Below are 20,512 nucleotides of genomic sequence, written 5' to 3' on the forward strand. Positions count from 1 at the left end.
CTTTTAGTCAAGGAGGGGCATCATTGACACAACTTGAAGGACATGATTTATGTATCGGTTATCCGAACCATATGATTATCGAGCATTTAAATATAAAATTTCCCGATCAGCAGATCATTGGCTTGATCGGACCCAATGGCAGTGGTAAGTCAACACTGCTTAACGTGCTTTCCGGTTTCCGCCAACCAGCAGCCGGTAGCGTGGTTTTAAATGGTCAGCCATTGGTAAAATTTCGGCCAAAATTACGCGCACAAAATATTGCCAGCTTACCGCAAAATCCACAAGCACCAGAAGATACACTCGTTCGCGATTTAGTTGGCTACGGTCGGTTTGCCTATCAAAAACCATTGCATGGTTTACAAGTTGACGATGAAGCAGCCATCGACCAGGCGCTAATTGATGCTAATTTAGAAGGTTTAGCCACACGCAGTTTAGCTAATCTATCCGGTGGTCAGCGGCAGCGTGCTTTTATTGCGATGACGTTGGCGCAAAATAGCGACATCCTCTTATTGGATGAGCCTACCACTTATCTTGATCTAACCCACCAGTTAGAGATTCTAAAGCTGTTACAGCAGCTTAACCAGACCCAACATAAAACAATCATTATTGTTTTGCACGATTTAAATCAAGCAGCCCGGTTTTGTGATTTTCTGGTTTGCCTTAAGGAGGGCCAAGTTATGTACCAAGGCCGCCCTGACCAAATTTTTACATCACGTATGTTGGCTAAGGTCTTCCAAATCGATGCGACGGTAGCCACGGAACCACGGCTAGGCTGTCCAATGATCACTAGTTACGATACATTTGCGCCGTTGCCAACAGCTGTGGGGGCACAATAATGACGCGCCGAACACGGCGGATCTATCTTGTTTTAATTCTTTTGTTAGTCGCCGGTTTTGTGGTCGATCTTTGTAGCGGCCCAACTTGGTTTAGTCCGCTGACCCTGATCCATCCCCAGCCTGGCTTACAAGCGCAAACAATTTTATCCGTTCGTCTACCGCGCGCATTGACCAGCGTCTTAGTTGGCGCTGAATTAGCCGTTGCCGGACAACTATTACAAACTATTTCGCGCAATCCGATCGCCGACCCCGCGATCCTTGGGGTAAATAGTGGTGCCAACCTCGCCTTGATCGTTGGTACAGTCCTTGGTATTCCTTTTACCATCGGCGCACGCTTCGGTCTGGCCTTGATCGGAGCGTTAGTTGCTTTTGGTGTCGTACTTGGTTTATCGCTGACCCGCAATGGTATGCAGCCGCTGCGCTTGATTCTTGGTGGTAGTATTTTTTCTGGATTTTTAGTTAGTGTCGCTTACGCGGTTAGCTTGCTTACACAAACAACGGCTCAATACCGTACTTTGTTGGTCGGCGGGTTTTCCGGTATCACCTATAGTTCTGTCTGGTTATTAACGGCAATTCTAGTGATTTTATTGATCGTTATTTTCTGTCTGCGCGATTCACTAACGTTATTGACCTTAAATGATCAATTAGCGCAAAGTCTGGGTAGCAAACGCACCGGCACGCGAATACTGGCCGCATTGTTAATTGTACTGGCAGCTGGCGGCTGTGTCGCTGTGTCGCTGTGGCCGGTAATATTGCTTTTGTTGGCCTAGGTATTCCACAATGTATCGCAATTCTCAGCGGTCATCGTTTCAAGCAAACGGTTAGTCAAGTTCTGCTAGCTGGCGGTGCCTTTTTAAGTTTTGGTGATGCTTTAGCTAAGTCAGCTCGGCCACCATTTGAACTCCCACTAGGCGCTTTAAGCGCAATTCTCGGCGGCCTGTTCTTATTCGCCTTTCTCTGGCGCAAAGAGGGGGCGTTGACTGCATGAAACAGCGTTTTCGTTTTTACTGCACCCTATTCATTCTTTTATTTATCGGCTTAGTTATTTTTCAGCTGACCCATGGGAGTATTCATCTTTCTTGGACTGAAATTGGTCAAGTTCTTAGCGGTCACGGCAGTGCTCAAGCTGACTTAGTCTTAGTACAATTTCGTTTGCCGCAGATTGCCCTTAGTGTTATTTGTGGCGTCTGTCTGAGCTTAAGTGGTGCCATTCTGCAATTAGTCACCGAGAATCCCTTAGCTGATACTAGTATTATGGGGATCAACTCCGGAGCTAGCTTAGGTGCAGTAGTCTTTTTAGCGGTAAGTCATCTTAATATTCCGCTAAGCCAAACTTACGGTTTGCCCCTATTTGCTGTTCTAGGTAGCCTGGTCGGCGCCAGTATTGTTTTTATTCAACGCCGCTTGCAGCAGCCACTACAGCTATTATTATTGGGAATTGCCAGTGGCACTTTACTTAACGGTATTATTTTATTGATCGAACTCCAGCTAGATCAGTTTGATTTTGATAAATTGATCGTCTGGATCAGTGGTGATTTTTGGAATCAAGATTGGTCTTATATTGCAGTATTAGCCGTTGGCCTACTGATTTTATTGCCGCTGACTTTACGTGGCTTGTGGGCCAGTGATCTACTCACGCTGGGCCAACAAGCTGCTAGTGGCCTAGGCTTAGGCGTTGCCAGCAAACGGCAAGCGTTACTAGTTCTTGCCGTTTTACTTGCCGGTTTAGCAGTTGCTGGCGGTGGCGCGATCAGCTTTGTCGGCTTAATGGCCCCACATATCGCCCGCCGCTTAGTCGGCAATCACGGTCGTTATTATTTACCATTGACTGCCCTAATTGGGGTCAACTTAATTCTTTTTGCAGCGGTGGTGGCGGAAAATATTTTCGCACCAAGCCAGTTGCCGGTGGGGCTCGTTGTCGCCGTCATCACTATGCCTTATTTCGTCTTTTTATTACTGCACCAAGCTGATCGTGAAACAATTTAATCTGGGAGGGACTTCATTATGTCAAAAAAATTTCAGCGCTTTTGTGGCGGCTTATTAGCTGCATTCGCTTTGCTAGTTATATTCTTACCACGGCCAGTTGCAGCGGCCGATACCCATGCATTCAAAGCTGCTAACGGCACGATCCAGGTACCTAATCATCCTAAACGAGTTGTCGCCGGCCTGTATTTAGGTCAAGTTATGGCGCTAAAGGTTAACGTTGTCGGCTCAACCAAGCTAGAAATGGCCAATCCTTACTTGGATCAAGCTAAACTCAAACAAATGACTGACGTTGGCACACCAATGAACGCCGAGGCTGTTTTGAAGTTAAAACCAGACTTGATCATCACTAGTAACGAAAGTGATACCAAGAAGATGGAGAAAATTGCCCCCACCGTCGAAATTCCTTATCAAAAGACGCAGCAATTTACCGCTTCAATGAACTACTTTTCTAAGCTGTTGAATCAGCCCAAACAGGCTAAGGCCTTCACAAAATCCTTTAACACCGCCGCTAAAAAGCAGGTCAAACGTTTAGAAGCAGCTAAGATCAGCCGTAAGAGTTCCTTCGGGGTTTACGAAATGCAAAGTAGTAAACTTTATGCTTATGGTTCTGGCTTTAGTCGTGGTGCTCAGGCCATGTTAGCACTGGGTTTCAAGCTTTCTAAGCCGCTACAAAAAGTAGATTCTGGCGCTGGCTTTAAGGAAATCTCCGTTGAATCTTTACCAAAATACCAAGCGCATTACATGTTCGTCACTACTTCTAGCACCAAGGGCCAGAAAGATCCTGCCTTAGTTGCCATGAAGAAGAACCCAATTTGGCAGTCATTGGCTGCAGTCAAAGCCAATCGGGTCATCGAACTGCCTTTCAATAAAATGTATTACTACGATCCATTCGCCACACGCGCGCAGTTAAAAATTGTGACTGACGCGTTGATCAAAGCAAATAAATAATTAATCCAAAAACAGCTATACCGTAAATATAATACTTACGGTATAGCTGTTTTTTCGACAATATTCACACTAACTAAGTAATGCCAAAAGTGGCACTTTTTCTGCCACTTTTGACATCTACACCTGCCATTTTTGGCACTTTTTCTGCCGCTTTTGGCATCCGCACCTGCCATTTTTGGCACTTTTTCTGCCACTTTTGGCATCCACGCCTGCCATTTTTGGCACTTTTTCTGCCAAAAGTGGCAACGCTACTAATTCCAATAAAAAAATAGGTAAAAAAATTTAGTGCTATAAAGACTGATATAACAGCATTTATAACATATGCTTATTTTTTTAGAAAAAAATAATGTCCCAAATCGGCTTGCTCAAACGTATATATAAGTGAAAGGGAAAATAGTTGTGATTTTGAACTTAAGGTAGCAACAAAAATAAACGACACTGAAATTGATCATCTCAGCACCGTTTCTATTCAGAATATATCTTAAAACTATTTCCACCAAGATATTTAGATGAACTACCTTTACCCAAAACTAGGAATCTGTGCTTCGTAATCTTCAATCTCTTGTTCATGGCTCATGGTTAGATCAATATCATCGATACCGCTGATAAACTTCTCTTTCCAAGTTGGGTTGATATCAAAGGCAAATTCATGATCGTTGTACTTCACTTTTTGATGTACCAGGTCAACCGTGATCGTCTCTTCTGGTGTTGCTTTGGCCAAAACATCACGTGCAGCCTGTGGTAATACGATCGGTAGTAAGCCATTTTTGGTACAGTTCATGTAAAAAATATCACTGTAGCCACCAGCAATGATCACTTTGAAGCCCCAGTCCTTGATCGCCCAGGCTGCATGTTCCCGCGAGGAACCGCAGCCAAAGTTATTACCAGTCACTAGAATCGTTGCACCCTTTGAACTAGGCTGATTCAAAATAAAATCAGGATTAGGCCGCCCACTACCTTTTAAGTAGCGCCAGTCATAAAAAGCATGAATACCGTAACCTGTTTTTAGAATATTTTTCAGGAATTGCTTAGGAATAATTTGATCCGTATCAATATCGTTGCGCATTAAGGCAACACTTTTGCCAGTATGAACTGTAATTGGTTCCATATTATTGCCGCCCTTCATTGAGAATCTCTTTGAAATCATTTTTTGCTGAAACGTGCTAAAAAAGGCAGATCATTGCGTATAGCTACGCTAGTCGAACGCGCCACTGCGTGTCTCTTTTCGCCTAGCTAGGCTATAGGCCATAATCTTAGCGCCTTTTTTCAGACACTCTTTAAATTGCTTCGCTGCGGATGTCGATAAAATGGCCGTGTAATGCAGCAGCCGCAACCATCGCTGGGCTGGCCAAATGGGTCATGGAGCCGGCACCTTGGCGGCCTTCAAAATTACGATTGGAAGTCGACGCACAATGAACGCCGGCGGGGACTTGATCAGGATTCATGCCTAAGCAAGCCGAGCACCCGGGTTCACGCCATTCACAGCCAGCATCTTTGAAAATTTTAGCGTAACCGCGGCGTTCCGCTTCATCGCGAATTTCGCGGGACGCTGGCACCACCAACGCCGTAATGTTTGGTGCGATTTTCCGCCCGCGCATAATGTTGGCAGCAATCTCTAGATCGGATAAGCGGCCATTGGTACACGAACCAATGAAGACAAAGCCTAAATCAATATCACGGGCCTGACCAGCTGGTTTTAAGCCTTCGTAGTCATACGCTTTTTGCATATTAATATCCACGGGTTCAGGGAATGGCTGATCGATAGGCACGGACATTCCCGGGTTGGTGCCCCAAGAAACGTATGGTGCTAACTTAGTGACGTCAAATTCATATTGTTCATCAAAGGCACTTTCATCGTCAGTATAAAATTGCGACCAGTATTCACTAGCAGCGGCCATGTCTTGCGGCGCATATTCGCGGCCAGCAACATAATCAAAAGTCGTTTGATCAGGCTTAATGATGCCTGATTTAGCGCCACCTTCAATTACCATGTTACAAATCGTCATCCGTTCTTCCATGGACATGCGCTCGATCGTATCACCGTAAAATTCAATTGCATAACCGGTACCAAAATCAACACCATTCTGGCCGATCAACGCCATGATCAGATCCTTAGCGTAAACACCTTTGGGCAATTTACCAGTCACGTGAATACCCATATTTTTCGGTTTGGCTTGCCAAATCGTCTGCGTGGCAAATACGTGTTCCACCTCAGAGGTGCCGATGCCAAAGGCAATTGAGCCAAAGGCACCATGAGTTGAGGTGTGGGAATCGCCACAAACAACTACTTGGCCTGGTTGGGTCAAACCTAGTTGCGGGCTGATGGCGTGAATAATACCTTGTTGCCGATCACCTAATGCCGCTAAGCGAACGCCAAACTCTTCACAATTATTTTTCAGAGTATCCATTTGTTTGCGTGAAATCATGTCTTTAACGTTAAAAATATCTTCTGTTGGTACGTTGTGATCCATGGTCGCAAAAGTCCGTTCTGGGCGGCGCACTTTACGATTATTCTCGCGTAGGCCCTCAAAAGCTTGCGGTGAGGTTACTTCATGGACTAAGTGAAGATCAACGTAGATCAATTGTGGCTGGCCCGCTTCACCAGTAATTACATGTTTATTCCAAATTTTATCAAACATTGTTTGTGCCATTAGCTCATCGCTTCTTTCGTTTTGATCTGCTCAATAATTGCGCTTGTCATTGATTCAGTAGTCGCGGTGCCGCCAAGGTCTGGCGTCATGATGCCAGCGGCTAAAGTGGCGGCTACAGCATGAGCTATTTTGTCAGCGGTCGCTTGCGCCTGAAAACTGTTGCGTAACATCAATATCACTGAATTGATCATTGATAAAGGATCCGCCTTGCCGGTACCAGCAATATCCGGCGCGGAACCATGAATTGGTTCGTATAAGCTAGGCCCGCTGATACCGCGGCTTTCCGATGGGATCGTGCCCAATGAGCCGGTGATGGTAGCCGCTTCGTCACTAAGAATATCGCCAAATAAGTTCTCGGTGATGATCACGTCAAAATGGGTCGGCTGCTGAATAATTTTCATTGCGGCGGCGTCAACGTATTCGTAATCCACGGTGACCGTCGGATAGTCTGACGCTACCTGGGCAGCGATTTGGCGCCACAATTTACTGGTGGCTAGCACGTTGGCTTTATCGACTACGGTCACATGATTGCGCCGCGTCTGCGCTAATTCAAAGCCAGCGCGGAGAATGCGCTCAATTTCACTGGCTTGATAGACCATGGTGTCGATGGCGTGATCCGCCGCTAATTCGCGCGGTTCACCGAAGTAGATGCCGCTGGTTAGCTCGCGGACGATCACAAAATCGGTACCACTAACGATGTTATCCTTTAGCGGTGAACGAGGGACCAACGCCGGCAATACCTGGGTGGGCCGAATGTTAGCGAACAGACCCAGCGCTTTGCGGATCGCCAGTAAACCAGCTTCAGGCCGCTGCGTGGCGTGATCCCATTTAGGGCCGCCGATCGCCGCTAGTAAAATCGCATCAGCAGCCTGTGCACCCTTTAATGTCGTTGCCGGCAATGGTTCACCGGTTGCGTCGATTGCAGCGCCGCCGAAAGGATATGCTTTAAGCTGATAGTCAAAATTAGTTGCAGCAGCAGCGGCTTTTAGTACCGCCAACCCTGCTTGCATGATCTCTGGTCCAATATAGTCGCCAGGTAATACTGCGATCGTTGCGCTCATGCCGAGATCACGTCCTTTTTATAGTCTTGCATCATGGTGTGTAATTCAGCGTCGGAAACTAATTTAGTTTGATCAGCGATATTTTTGAAGCGTGGGAAAATTCGGCGCATGTCGCCGCGGTCAACGTCATAGCCGATATGATTTAATTTATCCATTACCGCGTGGCTGCCAGATAATTTACCTAATGGCAGTGCGGTGGCTGGCATGCCCACGGTCGCGGGTGTTAAAATTTCGTAAGTTTGCGGATTCTTTAGGAAACCATCTTGATGAATACCCGATTCAATTGAGAAACAATTGACCCCAGTCACTGGTTGATTATTGGCCACGGTCATATCAGAGTACCGGCTGACCATTTCACTGGTCTCCTTGGTGTATTCTAGGTTAATGTTATCTTCGCATTGGTAATAATCGCGGCGGACGTAGAAGTTAGCTGCAATTTGTTCTAATGCGACGTTACCTGCATGTTCGCCGATACCATTGATCGTTCCTTCTACCCGTGTCGCCCCATTTTCAATTGCCGCCAACGTATTGGCGGTGGCCATGCCTAGATCGTTATGGCAATGGGAAGAAAATGTAATATCATCAAAGTTAGCGATCTGCTGCTGTAAGTATTGGAATAAGTGGGCAAATTCTTTGGGATTGGTATAACCCACCGTATCGGGAATGTTGATCACCGTCGCCCCCGCATCGATTGCCGTCTGCACAGCCTCAGCCAGGAAATCTAATTCAGTTCGTGTCGCATCTTCCGGCGAAAATTGAACAATATCGAAAAAGCGCTTGGCGTAAGCGACATGATCATGAATACTCTGAATAACTTCTTCTTTGGTCATATGTAGCTTATCTTCACGATGGATCGGGCTAGTAGCGATGAAAACGTGAATCTGCTTGATCTGCGCGTTTTGGGTTGCTTGCACGCAAGAATCGATATCCGCATTTTTACAACGCGCTAAGCCAGTGATCATCGTATGGGTAACCGCTTCGGAAACCGCCTTACATGCAGCAAAATCTTCTGGTGAGGCAATTGGAAAGCCAGCTTCGATCACATCAACGCCCCATTTTTCTAATTGTTTTGCAATCTCAACCTTTTGTTTAATGCTGTAGTTAACCCCAATCGTCTGTTCACCATCACGTAACGTTGTATCGAAGAATTGAATTTTTTTCATTTTGAACACGCTCCTCATTAGATTTCGTCTTATATCAGCAGGTTAAACATGCTCCGTAAGATCGATTTTTCTACCTTATTTCACACTATCAGCAAAAAAATAGCACCCTATCTCGGTTAAGAAATAGGGTGCTAAGCTGAATTACTGCCTTGCGTTGAGCCCTACTTCCCAAAAGCGAATAGGACTCAACACAATGTGTAGAGTCCTGGCTAGAGGAGGAGGGCAAAGAATAGGGAGTTGTTCGATTGACTATTAATTTGTTTTATCATAACGATCAGCTCCCTTTCTTAATTGATTTGCTTGATTTGATGTTCTCATCCTAACAATTTATTTTTTCATTGTCAACACTAGTTTTCATTTATTTTTCATTTAACGCTCATCTATTACTCATGTTACAGCAAATGTTTCAAAACAATAAAACTTTATTGCTGAAACGAAAAACGAAGCGGCAATATGGTATGATTTGGATAGTCACTTCTATAAACAATGGCTGATCCTGATGATTGCCTACTTTGTCAGCAACTCAATAAAAAAAATCGCGCGCGAAAATATAAAATAGCGCTTAATTTTAAACACACGAGGAGAATCATTTAATATGGAAACACTTTACCGTAGTACACGGGATGCGGCCGCCAAAGCGGTCACTGCCTCACAAGCAATTTTACAAGGTTTAACGCCGGATGGTGGCTTGTACGTTCCAGTGAAAATGCCGGCTTTAAATTTAGACTTTGCTAAACTCAGTAGCTTTTCTTATCAAGAAGTCGCCTACCGAGTTATGCAAGCTTTTTTCAGCGATTTCACTGAAGAAGAATTGCGTGATTGCATTTATCAAGCTTATGATAAAAAATTCGACACACCGGCAATTGCACCTTTGCGGCAATCGCAGGATGGCTATTTTTTGGAATTATTCCATGGTCCAACGATCGCCTTTAAAGATATGGCGTTATCGTTACTGCCTCATTTAATGACCACTGCTGCCAAAAAAAATCAGGTCGCTAAAGATATTGTCATTTTAGCAGCAACTTCCGGTGACACTGGTAAGGCTGCCATGGCTGGATTCGCTGATGTACCAGGCACCAAGATCATCGTGTTTTATCCTCGGGATGGCGTCAGCCCAATTCAAAAGCAGCAAATGGTCACTCAAGTGGGCGATAACACTGCCGTCGTGGGGTTGACCGGTAACTTTGATCAGGCGCAGACCCAAGTTAAGCAAATTTTTAACGATACGGAATTCCGTCAAGAATTAGCACGCAATGATTATCAGCTTTCTTCGGCGAATTCGATCAACATTGGCCGCTTAGTCCCACAGATCGCCTACTATATTTACACGTATGCGCAACTATTGAATCAAAAAGCCATTAAATTAGGCGACAAGATCAATCTCAGCGTTCCTACTGGTAATTTTGGTAATATTTTGGCCGCTTACTATGCTAAATTATTAGGTCTACCAGTTAATAAATTAATTTGCGCGTCCAACCGCAACAACGTGCTCACGGACTTTTTCCGCACGGGTACTTATGATCGTAACCGCGAATTTCACGTGACTTCATCGCCATCAATGGACATTCTCGTCTCCAGCAACCTAGAACGCTTATTATTCCGCCTAACCGGCCATAATAGCGTACAAACTAAGCGCTTAATGGCGGACTTGACCACCAGCGGTCATTATGAGATCAATGAAGCGATGCGCGCCGAACTTGGCGATTTTTATGCTGGTTATGCCGATGAAGCAGCAACTACCAAAGAAATCAATCGTATTTTCCGCGAAAATCAGTACACAATTGATCCCCATACGGCGGTGGCTTCCGCAGTCGCCCGCCAATATCGCGCGGAAACTGACGATCAAACTTTGACCGTCACTGTCGCAACCGCAAGTCCATTTAAATTCCCAAATACCGTATTAACTGCCCTAGCTGGTGAAAATGAATCCACCGATGGTATTTTGGCAGATCAGCGCTTGGCTGACTTCATTAATTTACCATTGCCTAGCGCGATCAGTGATTTAATTGGCGCGCCGGTTTTACACAAACGTGAAACAACACCGGAACAAATGCGCGGGATCATCGCCGATATTTTACGACTACACGCGTAAAACAACTTGTAGAAGAAAATAGCGCGTGTGCCCTAAGGCGGTTAAGCTATAATATTCGGAAATGTAAATCCTATTAACTCGTAGGCAGGGTTAGTTTGGTTCCATTCCGGCGCTGGCGTATGGAACGCGTGCGACTTGAACTTGGCGGTCTTTGCCTTAGTTCAATCGACAACGGGAAGCAAACACTGCTTGGCGAATAAGTGCTAGTTTCTGATACTTGTCGAACTTAGTTGTTAAGAACGAGCGACAGTGCGACTTGAACTTGGCGGTCTTTGCCTTAGTTCAATCGACAACGGGAAGCAAACACTGCTTGGCGAATAAGTGCTAGTTTCTGATACTTGTCGAACTTAGTTGTTAAGAACGAGCGACAGTGGCGCACTGGCAATGTTAGATCACGATTTAAATTAGTTAGTTTAATCGTCTTAGCTAGTTCAATTAGGATTAATTGACAATTGTTAGAGCTCATAGTTGTAAAAATAAAATATCTACGCTTAAAACACCGATAAAACAGTCAGAAAGCTGTTTTATCGGTGTTTTGCGTTCTAATTACCACTAACTTTGCCACTTAAAAGATCAACAGTTGAATGTTCAACTGTTGACTGCTGGAATGGAGTCGCCAGTGGACCAGATGTGTCGATAGTTCTTAATGGCGATTTATGCCATTTAGAACTATGCGTGGCTGGCGAGATCCATTTTTCCGTCCGCTTTTGGGTTTATCTAGGAAAAATTAGCTCGCCAACGCGCCACTCGTTCCGTCCACTGGCGCCGGAATGGAAGTTAACTTACTCTGCTTTTAGCCAAATATTTAGAAAGAACCGCAATCTTATGTGTCAGTCTATTTTCTTTACCTCAGCTTAACCATTTAAACTTCTCCTAATCAAATCGCTATAAATTAGGCATACTTTTTTAGGGTTACTTTAAGCCAGCGCCACTAAACTGTATTTATCAACTCAAACAAACACATGCTGCGCGTTAGATAGCATTTAAAGTAAAGGATGATTCAATATGATACTTGATTATGATAAAAAAATGCAGAACATTATTACTGCTCAATTAGTCAGCGTCAACCAGGCACAGATCGTGGCTAAGGCCGAAGATGGTGAAGTCCTGACGATCAATACTTCTGAAAAACAACGTGCCGATCCTTTATTCTGGGCCGCCCTTAAAAATATATTGACCGCCGGCTTATGGATCCCGGTTGGCCGGCACTTCCACCAGCTATTATCATTCGATTGGATGGTGCCTACTACCGCAATTGTTTAACCAGCGTAATTTAATCAAATTGAGTAAGGAGTTGAATGCCGATGCTAAAAGTTATCGAAATTATCGTCACGGCGATCATAACACCGATTCTACTAGGCCAAGCCAGCGTACTGTGGATCAACCATCAAACTAAAAATTCACCCTTGTTGCATGATAAAGAAACAGAACGGCGAATCGTCAAATAAAACCAGTAAACTTTACAAAGCTAATGGCGCCATGACATCAGTAATGACCGTCGTGGCTCCTTGTTTTTTAGTCAAACAATCCAGCTACACGTACGCTATCAGGCAACCTTTTTGAACAAAAAAAAGCCGCTTCAATTTGAAACGACTTTAACTTAAAACACACAATGGTCTAATATATCAGTTTAGGCAGTTGGTGAATCGTTTTCTATTGTTTGCGCCGCCTTAGTCTGCACCAAATCATTGTAAAAAGCTGCGTACGTTGCGGATTGGTAAGGTGCGATCCATAAGAAGCCAATACCTAACGTGATCACGCCTAGCAAGTCCCAACCTAAGAAACTTAGCATTAATATAAAATAATCCATTTTATGACCATACATTAATTGCCGACTAAGCGTGATCGCCGCTAACGGATTAAGCTGCTGTTTGCCAGCCAAGCGTGTGTCTTGATAAATCAGGTATGTCTGACTATAAGAGATCGATTTGATCACCCCTGGAATCAAGAAAAGCATTGACCATAAGGTAGTAAAAACGTAAATCGCTACGGCCAACATCAATAATGGTACGAACCAACCTGCATCAAACGGAAAGAATGGATCGCGAAATGGGTTGATTTTCCGTTGCGGGTCCCGTAGCCAACGTAAGTAAGTTAACGACACACCTACAGTGGTCAAGGCTACTACAATTTGCGTTAATAGTTCAAATAACCAGGCCAATGTGCTAACGTCGTCACGAATCATGCCGCTGAACATAATAAACGCCCACAAAATAATTGTCAGAATATTTGGTATTAAGTTTAACAAGATTGCCGTGCCCCAGTGACCATGCAATAATGTCTTGGCCTCAGTTTTCAGCTCGGCTCGCGTTTTCGTCATTTATTTTTCGCTCCCTGCAATTTTAATCTCACGGTCTAGTATAACTGAAAACCTGGGTTGGGGGAAATAACCTGTGTCATCAGTTTAGTGATTGCCGGATACTTTACTGTTAGATCAACCATTTACTCGCGGTGAAGAAAAATTGACATCCCTTTAGCGAAGCCTAATAATGAGAACAATAATTTACTAGGTTCGCCGATTTTCAGCATTCAGTTTAGCTGCTACTTGATTATCCCCAGAATCTGACCACGAAGGTTGGGCTAATGATGAATGTTTTACGCAGCACTTTTTCTTCCTTACACGTTAAAAATTTCCGTTATTTTTGGATCGGTCAATGTATATCCGTGATGGGCACGTGGGTGCAACGAACTGCGCAAACTTGGCTAGTCTATGAAATGACTAAATCAGCGTTACTAGTTGGTATTTTATCGGCTTGCCAGTTTATACCGATCCTTTTATTGACCTTAGTTGCTGGCACGTTGATTGATCGCTATTCTAAACGCAAAATTCTTTTATTGACCCAGCTAGGTTTTCTAATTTTAGGGATCATCATGACCGTCATTGTTTATTTGAAGGTCGTTCAGTATTGGCAAGTTTTATTGATCGCCATTGGCTATGGGATTTTGCAAAGTTTTGACACGCCGACCCGGCAGTCATTTGTCGTTGAGCTAGTCGGTCAAAAAGACCTTATGAACGGGATCTCGCTGAATTCAACGATTTTTAATTTAGCTAAAATCGCTGGGCCTTCATTGGCTGGTTTATTAATGGTCCAATTTAGTGTCGGTTTTTGTTTCTTGGTCGATACGATCAGCTATATTGCTGTTTTATTGGGGCTCTTCTTAATTAAACAAAAAGCTGTAGTCGCAACGCCGTCACAGCAACGAATTTGGTCTGATATTAAAACTGGCTTGGCCTATGTTTGGTCACACGCTGACGTGCGCTTAAGTGCCGAACTAATGTTGATCGTCTGTACGCTAAATTATAACAATAACGTGATCATCCCTATTTTTGCTAAAACAGTTCTTCATTCTGGTGCACAAACCTACGCTAATTTACTTTCAGCTACGGGCCTAGGTTCACTGGTCGCAGCCTTTTTAATGAGCTACATGTCACGTTTTGGTCTACAGCGAAATATTTATTTGTTTGCCGCAGGTGGCACCGCTGCCCTACAAGCCACCATGTTGTTTGTGCGTTCATTTGGCTTAGCCATGGTACTGATGGTGGCGATTGGTTTTTGTAATATGATTTTCTTAAATCAATCTAATGCTTCGTTCCAATTTTCGATTCCAAATGAACTGCGCGGCCGTATTATGAGTGTTTACGTTCTATTAAATCAAGGTACCACGCCGATCGGGAGCCTCTATGTTGGTGGCGTAATGGATGTATTCTCTGGTTTATGGGGCTTTCCCGCCTGCGGTTTTCTAGCGCTACTTTTATTGATCCCGGTATTGATCAGTCAGCGTCGATTAGTTGGCCGCTGGCTACGACCAAGCACCCAAGCCGACTAATAATCTAGTTATCCTGCCGCGTACTCCAGCCAAATTTTTAATAGTTATAAATAATAGGTATTTCCATGAAAACCGCGTATAATGAGGACAATAAGGCGATGAGATCATGAAAATAAGTAAACGCACTGCCGCAGAATTGGCGGCACCAATAGTTGTCGCCTCCAGCGTATTTGGCGCAAGTTTGCGCCTGTTCGATTATGCTTTTAAGCGCGTCGATTACGTGCCTGAAACTTCTGCGGACAAGCAAAAATACGCGACGGCTTATTACCACTATATCGACTGGTATAAACAAATTGATAAAACAACTTGGCAGCTACATCCCAACGAACCGGCTAACCATTTAGTCGCTCATTTTATTCCTGCTCCTGCCAGCAAACGTGTTGTGATCATTTCGCATGGTTACAAAGGTAACGGCTCAACCATGGCCAATTATGCCTATATGTTCCATCAATTAGGCTTCAACGTCCTGTTGCCAGATAATCGCAGTCATGGTTACAGCGCTGGCGAATATATCAACTTCGGCTGGCTTGATCGCTTAGACTATCTAGATTGGTTACAGCTAATTATCAAAGAAGTCGGTCCGGATACTGAGATCGTTCTTTTTGGCGCCAGTATGGGTGGTGCGACCGTGGAAATGATGAGCGGTGAAAAATTGCCAACACAGGTCAAAGCATTGATCGCAGATAGTGGTTATTCCAGTGTGGAAGCCGAACTCGCTTATTTGTTGAAAAAGCAATTTCATTTACCTAAATACCCGTTTGTACCGCTGGTCAGTCTGATCAATAAACATCGCTTAGGCTACTACCTTAACGCCGTGCAATCAACCACCCAGCTGCAGCAGAATCATTTACCGATTTTCTTTATTCACGGTGATCGTGACAGCTTCGTCCCCAGCGAGATGGCTTTTAGTAATTACGCCGCCACACAAGGTCCGCGTGAATTGTGGTTAGTTAAAGGTGCGACCCATGTCGAAAGCTTCTGGCTCGATCCCCAACGGTACCAACGCCATATCGTTGGATTTCTACAACAGTACTTACCGTTGAAAACTACACAGCTAAACACAAAAACCGACTAAGTGACACTTAGCCGGTTTTTTTAGACGTGATCAGTCTAAAATTTTAATTTTAAAGCTTCTCATAGAAAATCAAGTCTTGAAAAACATAAAATAATATAAATTCAATACATTATCGTTACTTCGTTATTGTTGCGTATTGCTCATTAAGGACTTGTTGTAAGTACAATGCCAAATGCTCATGAGCAAAAATATTAGCCTCCGTTTCTGCTTGATCATTGTAATTAGTATTGGTGTTCACATCGTAAACATATCTATTATGTGCCGCATCTTCTACCCATTCAACCGCTGCTACATCTAGCTGATTAGCATTGAGAAAAGCTTCATAGGCCTGTTGTTGTCCATCTGCCAATGGACCGATAATTTCAAATTTAGATTTACTAATATTAGGGATCTGGCATTCATCTGCTGGGCATAATTCAAAACCTTGACTTGAATCGATTGATACTGTGTATAAAAAGTGCCGACCAATAAACTCTGAACGGCGGATCCGGCCGTCGATTGGTTTGATGTATTGTTGCAACAACGTGATACCATCAACAGGTTCTTCAAAATCAGGACTAGCCACATAGGCACTTAATTCTGTTAATGAATCAAAACGATGAACACCCGCCCCTTTACCGGCACGATTATGTTTGGTGATCAACGGAAAAATATTGAGTTGTTTTGCGGCAGCCACTAAGTTTTCTTTACCTAAAACTGCAATTGTTGCCGGCGTTTTGATCTCGCTTTGTTGCAAAGCCAGATATTGCTTAACTTTACTGATTTCTAAGTCAATGGCATTGGAACCATTTAAGACGACTCGATGATTATCCTCTAACCACTTAATAACTTGCTGCCCAAATTCTGGTGTGTACCGATGATTGCGGGTGTGCGCAGACGCTGAGATCCGATTATAAAAGATTCCTGCTGGCGGTGTGCTGGTTAGATCCAAGATGCCTTGTGATAAGTCCCATAATTCATAAGGTATTTTTTTATCTTCTAACCAGGTGACTAAATGGCGTGTCCAATCAATATTCTCATGCAAAACATAAACTTTAGGTTGTTCTTCAGTCATAATAATTTCCTCCAAATTAATTTAATTTTTAGCGATTTTAGCCGCTAATGGTGCTTGGGCCACTTTAGTCTGACGTTGAGTATCTAAGGCTTTAGCTGCCAATGCATTACCTAAAACGTTAAGTGCTGTGCGGCCAGCATTAGCGAAGAAATCAACTGCAAAGATCAACGCGACACCTTCTTTTGGTAACCCTAATTGAGCAGCAGTAGCTAGCAATACAACAACTGCGCCCGAAGGAACCGTAGCGATCGTCTTACTAATAAATGTTAACAACAAGGTGATCGTTAGTAATGAAACTAAGTTTATTTGTACACCATAACTGTTGGCAATAAAAGCAACCGCAATTGATAGGTACACAGTAGCTCCTTCTAAATTGAAGGTATATCCTAGTGGCACAACAAAATCTGTGATCGTTGCTGATGTTCCTGTCTGTTTAAGTCGTTCCAATAACTTAGGTAAGACAACACTTGAACTACCTGAGAAAAAGGCAAGTGAGAATAAATCCTGAATACTACGGAAAGTTTGAAGGTACGGAACCTTGAAAATTAGTGCAATAATTGGAAAAACAATTACTGCTAAGGCCAAATACCCGATGTAGAGACCTACAATAAAGTTGATCAATGATAGAATTTTCCCACTGCCCACACTATTAATATCATGAGCAATGATGCCAAAAATCCCAATCGGTGATAACTTAATAATAAAATCAGTTATTTTGTAAATTGCCTTAGTCCAAATATCAAATAACTTTAATAATGGCGCCGATTTCTGTGGCCCATAAGCACCTAGTCCAAGGCCTAAAACAATCGCGAAGAAGATGACTGCCAATAAATCATTATCAGCAAAGGCTTTAAATACATTGGTCGGCACAACATTAGCGATAAAAGTCCATAGATCGACTTTAGTTGCGATTCCTTTTAGCGCCTGAGTATCAACATTAGTTTGTACACTAGTCCCAAATTTAAAATAATAGCCAGCTGCTAAGTATATAAAAATAATGACTGTGGTAACCACGAAAAAGTACACAAAAGTTTTCAATAAAATTTTACCAAATGCTTGTTTTTTAAAAATTTGAACAACAGCAACCACAACGGTTGGGAAAATCAAGGGTAAAATCACCATAGTAATTGCATTGAGAAATACAGTTCCTAGTAAATTATAAAAGCTATCAGCCCCTGGAATGAATTTACCTAAAACAAGTCCTAAAAACAGCGCGATCAATAATTGAATGGGCAATGATATTTTTTTAATAGCGGTCATCGAACCAGCCTACTTTCTTGTATTGAGTTGAATTACATACAACTGATCTACAGAAAGCACATGGCTGTATCACTTCTGGCACTTCCACGCCACAAAGTCAGCCATTGATTAACCGAATTGAGTCGAAACCGATTCATACAAATCCCCCCTTCAATTGTCTAATAGTGTTGTTAATGGTACTAGAGTGTCTTCTGCATAAATTTGATCGTCGAAAATTACGGTCGGTAAGCTGGTAATTTGATTATGTGCAACCTCAGTATCGATTGCAGCAATCGTTGCTGGCTCAGTCGTTGTTGAAGTTTTAAAATTTGTTTTAATGAATTCTATTGCATCAACTGCTGCATTTAATTCATTTTGTTGCGCATAAACCGCATCTATATATGCTAGTGCTGCTTTTGGCTGACTATAATCGATGAACTTATTGGCTATATTACCGTTAGCTAAATCAGCGACCGGCTTATTCCAAAATTTTAATTGTAACTTGATCGATCCAGAATCAGTGGCAAAAAATAATGCCTGCCGATTATTCAAGTACCATTGCCGACTATCTGGACAACCTAAATTTAAAATTAAGACTACTTGATGATCCGCATTGGCTGGACCAAAATTTAGTGCTGCTTCTGCTGTAAACTGTACATCACTCATAAAACTAACCTCACATTTTAATTTAATTTTAAAACAAAAAAAGTCCCTGCAAAATATTGCAGGGACGATAATATCGTGGTACCACCCAAATTCACGTCACCAATATACGGTAACACCTCAAAAGCACAAACATGCCGGGAGTAATAACAGACTCCACTGTAACAAAGGCTTTCACTCTTGTTAAGACTCTGGATTCATGTTCAGTTCTGCTTTTGATCTGCCCTTTCACCATTGGCAGTCGCTTAAAATCGACTCGCAAAACTTACTCTTTCCATCAACATCTTTTTTAATTAATTTTTAATTTAAAGCAAGTATAGGGTCCCGAACAGCAAAAGTCAATCACGATTTTCAAACTAGCAACAGCTTCACGAGCATCCCAAATTATTTGCTTAGGTATAATCGCTGTTAGCCTATATTTAGAAACTAGTATCGTTATCCGTCCGAATCACTGATACAACGTACGGTTCAAGCTTAAGTGTAGTCAGTAACGTTGCGTATATTTCATCAGTTGCAGAAGCATTTAACTTAGACAATCTCCTCGTCTATTTTCGTTGCGCCAATCGTTTACGTAATTCTGCTAATGCCGAAATATCCTTGACCGAGGTCCGCGTGTTGTTCAACCTTAAATGTGGAAAGCTACGCAACAGCCGCCGCTGGACAAAATTCAAATTAGGCAGTTGTTCACGTTCACCCGTGTTAGCCCGAAAAGCCTCCAGCCAAGCGTGTTCGTGCTCTAATTTAGCACCTGTGTCAGCCACCTTAGCTTTAAGCTCACCTTTTTTGTCCTCGATCGCATCGCCAATTCGTTTCGTTGCTGCACCAAACGCAATAACATTAGCCAATGTAAAGCCGAAGTCAAACATCAGGATGGCAATTAAGCCGATGACCATAAAAATACCGTAATGCACGGCTAAATATAGTACTAAGTGGGCAACCAATGGCTGAATAAACTTAACGATCAAGACAACGCCGACACCCCAGAACAACGAAATTGGGATCGCCACACGTCCGTTAATATTTAATGGCACGTCACTATAATCCCACCACCGTGCGTGGAATAATTGTTCCATCAACCAACTAGTCACGTATTCGATCAAAGTAACTAGCAACGCACTTAGCAGATAAAGAACCACCAAATTATTTTCAAACGGCTCGATCACGGCCAATACCGCCGCCATACTAAATCCATAGACTGGGATGATCGGCCCAATCAAAAAACCAGAATTGACCCAGTGCCGTTTGCGCACACTGACATAAGCGCTTTCCCACAGCCAACCAACAAACGCATAGGCGAAAAAATACAGCACCCACAGCGAAAATTGTTGTTCAAAGGTATTTTGTAATGTTGAAATCGCCATCTCGATTCTCCTTGTATATAGAATATTTATGTATTATTTAACGACGTTTATTGTTGTTATTATAGCTAATTCCACTAAAAAAATCGATCTTATAGTCCGCAAATACAAGCTTCGTACCACATAATAAAATTTTTATCAAAAAAATCAATTCATTTGGTCATAATTTTGTTAGAATATGTATTAGAGGTAACCTAATGTTTTTATTAGCTATTATTACTGGCACCCTGACGCTCATGAACTATTTCTTTTTAACCAATCAGACTTACGCCCCTTTAATTGGTAGTTTGCTTCAAGTGATTTTGTTAGCGCTAACGCTAGTCGCCGCCGTCAAATATCGTGGGCAACGACAGCGGCATGACTATGCTGGTCGTGGCTACCAAATATTTAGCTTACGTTTCAGTATTATCCTATTAGCTTGCCTTGGCAATATTGCCGTTTTAATTGTTGTCCTGTTGAATTTATTTGGCGGTTTAAAGCAATTCTAATTTAGTTGTTATTTTGTACTTAGGCGGAGTGGAACACGTCTAAGCATCATTTTATGGCACTAACTAATTT

General features: G+C 42.9%; 21 protein-coding genes. 11 read left to right on the top strand and 10 right to left on the bottom strand.

The genetic code is table 11. The features are described from left to right. The first annotated feature begins 23 nt into the window (after positions 1 to 23). From EKM76_RS03695 to EKM76_RS03710, 5 genes are read left to right on the top strand one after another with little or no spacing between them, the layout of a single operon-like run. Positions 24 to 836, top strand: a complete 813-nt coding sequence (locus EKM76_RS03695) for an ABC transporter ATP-binding protein (RefSeq protein ID WP_125549347.1) — start codon at positions 24 to 26, stop codon at positions 834 to 836. After that, entirely contained in the window at positions 836 to 1,606 is a 771-nt protein-coding gene (locus tag EKM76_RS03700) for a FecCD family ABC transporter permease (RefSeq protein ID WP_263853671.1), read from the top strand. Before EKM76_RS03695 ends, EKM76_RS03700 begins: the two co-directional genes overlap by 1 nt. Next, positions 1,576 to 1,824 carry an iron ABC transporter permease gene (locus EKM76_RS13765; RefSeq protein WP_263853672.1) on the top strand — a complete coding sequence of 83 codons (249 nt, stop codon included), beginning with the start codon at positions 1,576 to 1,578 and terminating at the stop codon, positions 1,822 to 1,824. Before EKM76_RS03700 ends, EKM76_RS13765 begins: the two co-directional genes overlap by 31 nt. Next, positions 1,821 to 2,822 carry a FecCD family ABC transporter permease gene (locus tag EKM76_RS03705; RefSeq protein ID WP_125549348.1) on the top strand — a complete coding sequence of 334 codons (1,002 nt, stop codon included), beginning with the start codon at positions 1,821 to 1,823 and terminating at the stop codon, positions 2,820 to 2,822. The genes EKM76_RS13765 and EKM76_RS03705 overlap by 4 nt, the downstream gene beginning before the upstream one ends. An 18-nt stretch (positions 2,823 to 2,840) precedes the next feature. After that, positions 2,841 to 3,770 carry an ABC transporter substrate-binding protein gene (locus tag EKM76_RS03710; protein WP_125549349.1) on the top strand — a complete coding sequence of 310 codons (930 nt, stop codon included), beginning with the start codon at positions 2,841 to 2,843 and terminating at the stop codon, positions 3,768 to 3,770. 35 nt (positions 3,771 to 3,805) lie between these two features. On the opposite strand, the gene EKM76_RS13395 is transcribed toward EKM76_RS03710, so the two are convergent. The 5 genes from EKM76_RS13395 to EKM76_RS03735 form a co-directional block, all read right to left on the bottom strand. Continuing rightward, entirely contained in the window at positions 3,806 to 3,964 is a 159-nt protein-coding gene (locus EKM76_RS13395; RefSeq protein WP_164507576.1) for a hypothetical protein, read from the bottom strand. Between the two features lie 326 nt (positions 3,965 to 4,290). Next, on the bottom strand, positions 4,291 to 4,878 hold the full coding sequence (gene leuD, locus EKM76_RS03720; protein WP_125549351.1) for a 3-isopropylmalate dehydratase small subunit: 588 nt from the start codon (positions 4,876 to 4,878) through the stop codon (positions 4,291 to 4,293). 169 nt (positions 4,879 to 5,047) lie between these two features. After that, positions 5,048 to 6,421 (bottom strand): 3-isopropylmalate dehydratase large subunit, encoded by a 1,374-nt coding sequence (leuC, locus tag EKM76_RS03725; protein ID WP_125549352.1) that lies wholly within the window; start codon positions 6,419 to 6,421, stop codon positions 5,048 to 5,050. Continuing rightward, positions 6,421 to 7,482 carry a 3-isopropylmalate dehydrogenase gene (leuB, locus tag EKM76_RS03730; protein ID WP_125549353.1) on the bottom strand — a complete coding sequence of 354 codons (1,062 nt, stop codon included), beginning with the start codon at positions 7,480 to 7,482 and terminating at the stop codon, positions 6,421 to 6,423. Before leuB ends, leuC begins: the two co-directional genes overlap by 1 nt. Then, positions 7,479 to 8,645, bottom strand: a complete 1,167-nt coding sequence (locus EKM76_RS03735; protein ID WP_225417867.1) for a 2-isopropylmalate synthase — start codon at positions 8,643 to 8,645, stop codon at positions 7,479 to 7,481. Before EKM76_RS03735 ends, leuB begins: the two co-directional genes overlap by 4 nt. A gap of 595 nt (positions 8,646 to 9,240) precedes the next feature. Here EKM76_RS03735 and thrC point away from each other — a divergent pair. The 3 genes from thrC to EKM76_RS13400 all read left to right on the top strand — a co-directional run bounded on the left by thrC (position 9,241) and on the right by EKM76_RS13400 (position 12,185). Further along, positions 9,241 to 10,737: a threonine synthase gene (thrC, locus tag EKM76_RS03740; RefSeq protein WP_125549355.1), complete on the top strand. Its 1,497-nt coding sequence runs from the start codon at positions 9,241 to 9,243 to the stop codon at positions 10,735 to 10,737. Positions 10,738 to 11,742: 1,005 nt separating this feature from the next. Further along, positions 11,743 to 12,000: a hypothetical protein gene (locus tag EKM76_RS03745; RefSeq protein WP_125549356.1), complete on the top strand. Its 258-nt coding sequence runs from the start codon at positions 11,743 to 11,745 to the stop codon at positions 11,998 to 12,000. 41 nt (positions 12,001 to 12,041) lie between these two features. After that, positions 12,042 to 12,185 (top strand): hypothetical protein, encoded by a 144-nt coding sequence (locus tag EKM76_RS13400; protein WP_164507577.1) that lies wholly within the window; start codon positions 12,042 to 12,044, stop codon positions 12,183 to 12,185. A 182-nt stretch (positions 12,186 to 12,367) separates the two neighbouring features. Here the strand turns inward: EKM76_RS13400 and EKM76_RS03750 are convergent, their stop codons facing one another. Further along, positions 12,368 to 13,057 carry a DUF975 family protein gene (locus EKM76_RS03750; RefSeq protein WP_125549357.1) on the bottom strand — a complete coding sequence of 230 codons (690 nt, stop codon included), beginning with the start codon at positions 13,055 to 13,057 and terminating at the stop codon, positions 12,368 to 12,370. Positions 13,058 to 13,320: 263 nt separating this feature from the next. Between EKM76_RS03750 and EKM76_RS03755 the strand changes: the two genes are divergently transcribed. Both EKM76_RS03755 and EKM76_RS03760 read left to right on the top strand, forming a co-directional pair. After that, on the top strand, positions 13,321 to 14,565 hold the full coding sequence (locus EKM76_RS03755) for an MFS transporter (RefSeq protein WP_386794893.1): 1,245 nt from the start codon (positions 13,321 to 13,323) through the stop codon (positions 14,563 to 14,565). A gap of 106 nt (positions 14,566 to 14,671) precedes the next feature. Next, positions 14,672 to 15,640 carry an alpha/beta hydrolase gene (locus EKM76_RS03760; RefSeq protein WP_125549358.1) on the top strand — a complete coding sequence of 323 codons (969 nt, stop codon included), beginning with the start codon at positions 14,672 to 14,674 and terminating at the stop codon, positions 15,638 to 15,640. 115 nt (positions 15,641 to 15,755) lie between these two features. On the opposite strand, the gene EKM76_RS03765 is transcribed toward EKM76_RS03760, so the two are convergent. The 4 genes from EKM76_RS03765 to EKM76_RS03780 form a co-directional block, all read right to left on the bottom strand. Then, positions 15,756 to 16,694: an ATP-grasp domain-containing protein gene (locus EKM76_RS03765; protein ID WP_125549359.1), complete on the bottom strand. Its 939-nt coding sequence runs from the start codon at positions 16,692 to 16,694 to the stop codon at positions 15,756 to 15,758. 21 nt (positions 16,695 to 16,715) lie between these two features. After that, positions 16,716 to 17,954 carry a dicarboxylate/amino acid:cation symporter gene (locus EKM76_RS03770; RefSeq protein WP_125549360.1) on the bottom strand — a complete coding sequence of 413 codons (1,239 nt, stop codon included), beginning with the start codon at positions 17,952 to 17,954 and terminating at the stop codon, positions 16,716 to 16,718. 150 nt (positions 17,955 to 18,104) lie between these two features. Then, positions 18,105 to 18,599 carry a thioredoxin domain-containing protein gene (locus tag EKM76_RS03775; protein ID WP_125549361.1) on the bottom strand — a complete coding sequence of 165 codons (495 nt, stop codon included), beginning with the start codon at positions 18,597 to 18,599 and terminating at the stop codon, positions 18,105 to 18,107. Positions 18,600 to 19,141: 542 nt separating this feature from the next. Continuing rightward, positions 19,142 to 19,957, bottom strand: a complete 816-nt coding sequence (locus EKM76_RS03780) for a putative ABC transporter permease (RefSeq protein ID WP_125549362.1) — start codon at positions 19,955 to 19,957, stop codon at positions 19,142 to 19,144. 194 nt (positions 19,958 to 20,151) lie between these two features. Between EKM76_RS03780 and EKM76_RS03785 the strand changes: the two genes are divergently transcribed. Further along, positions 20,152 to 20,442 (top strand): hypothetical protein, encoded by a 291-nt coding sequence (locus EKM76_RS03785; RefSeq protein ID WP_125549363.1) that lies wholly within the window; start codon positions 20,152 to 20,154, stop codon positions 20,440 to 20,442. Positions 20,443 to 20,512: the final 70 nt, after the last annotated feature.

The organism is Loigolactobacillus zhaoyuanensis, from assembly GCF_003946385.1.
Taxonomy (GTDB): domain Bacteria; phylum Bacillota; class Bacilli; order Lactobacillales; family Lactobacillaceae; genus Loigolactobacillus; species Loigolactobacillus zhaoyuanensis.

Bases quoted from the DNA above. Each gene is read 5' to 3' on its own strand.
- EKM76_RS03700 (WP_263853671.1), top strand. From the start codon at position 836: ATGACGCGCCGAACACGGCGGATCTATCTTGTTTTAATTCTTTTGTTA.
- EKM76_RS03705 (WP_125549348.1), top strand. From the start codon at position 1,821: ATGAAACAGCGTTTTCGTTTTTACTGCACCCTATTCATTCTTTTATTT.
- EKM76_RS03710 (WP_125549349.1), top strand. From the start codon at position 2,841: ATGTCAAAAAAATTTCAGCGCTTTTGTGGCGGCTTATTAGCTGCATTC.
- leuD (WP_125549351.1), bottom strand. From the start codon at position 4,878: ATGGAACCAATTACAGTTCATACTGGCAAAAGTGTTGCCTTAATGCGC.
- leuC (WP_125549352.1), bottom strand. From the start codon at position 6,421: ATGGCACAAACAATGTTTGATAAAATTTGGAATAAACATGTAATTACT.
- leuB (WP_125549353.1), bottom strand. From the start codon at position 7,482: ATGAGCGCAACGATCGCAGTATTACCTGGCGACTATATTGGACCAGAG.
- EKM76_RS03735 (WP_225417867.1), bottom strand. From the start codon at position 8,645: ATGAAAAAAATTCAATTCTTCGATACAACGTTACGTGATGGTGAACAG.
- thrC (WP_125549355.1), top strand. From the start codon at position 9,241: ATGGAAACACTTTACCGTAGTACACGGGATGCGGCCGCCAAAGCGGTC.
- EKM76_RS03745 (WP_125549356.1), top strand. From the start codon at position 11,743: ATGATACTTGATTATGATAAAAAAATGCAGAACATTATTACTGCTCAA.
- EKM76_RS13400 (WP_164507577.1), top strand. From the start codon at position 12,042: ATGCTAAAAGTTATCGAAATTATCGTCACGGCGATCATAACACCGATT.
- EKM76_RS03750 (WP_125549357.1), bottom strand. From the start codon at position 13,057: ATGACGAAAACGCGAGCCGAGCTGAAAACTGAGGCCAAGACATTATTG.
- EKM76_RS03755 (WP_386794893.1), top strand. From the start codon at position 13,321: ATGATGAATGTTTTACGCAGCACTTTTTCTTCCTTACACGTTAAAAAT.
- EKM76_RS03760 (WP_125549358.1), top strand. From the start codon at position 14,672: ATGAAAATAAGTAAACGCACTGCCGCAGAATTGGCGGCACCAATAGTT.
- EKM76_RS03765 (WP_125549359.1), bottom strand. From the start codon at position 16,694: ATGACTGAAGAACAACCTAAAGTTTATGTTTTGCATGAGAATATTGAT.
- EKM76_RS03770 (WP_125549360.1), bottom strand. From the start codon at position 17,954: ATGACCGCTATTAAAAAAATATCATTGCCCATTCAATTATTGATCGCG.
- EKM76_RS03775 (WP_125549361.1), bottom strand. From the start codon at position 18,599: ATGAGTGATGTACAGTTTACAGCAGAAGCAGCACTAAATTTTGGTCCA.
- EKM76_RS03780 (WP_125549362.1), bottom strand. From the start codon at position 19,957: ATGGCGATTTCAACATTACAAAATACCTTTGAACAACAATTTTCGCTG.
- EKM76_RS03785 (WP_125549363.1), top strand. From the start codon at position 20,152: ATGTTTTTATTAGCTATTATTACTGGCACCCTGACGCTCATGAACTAT.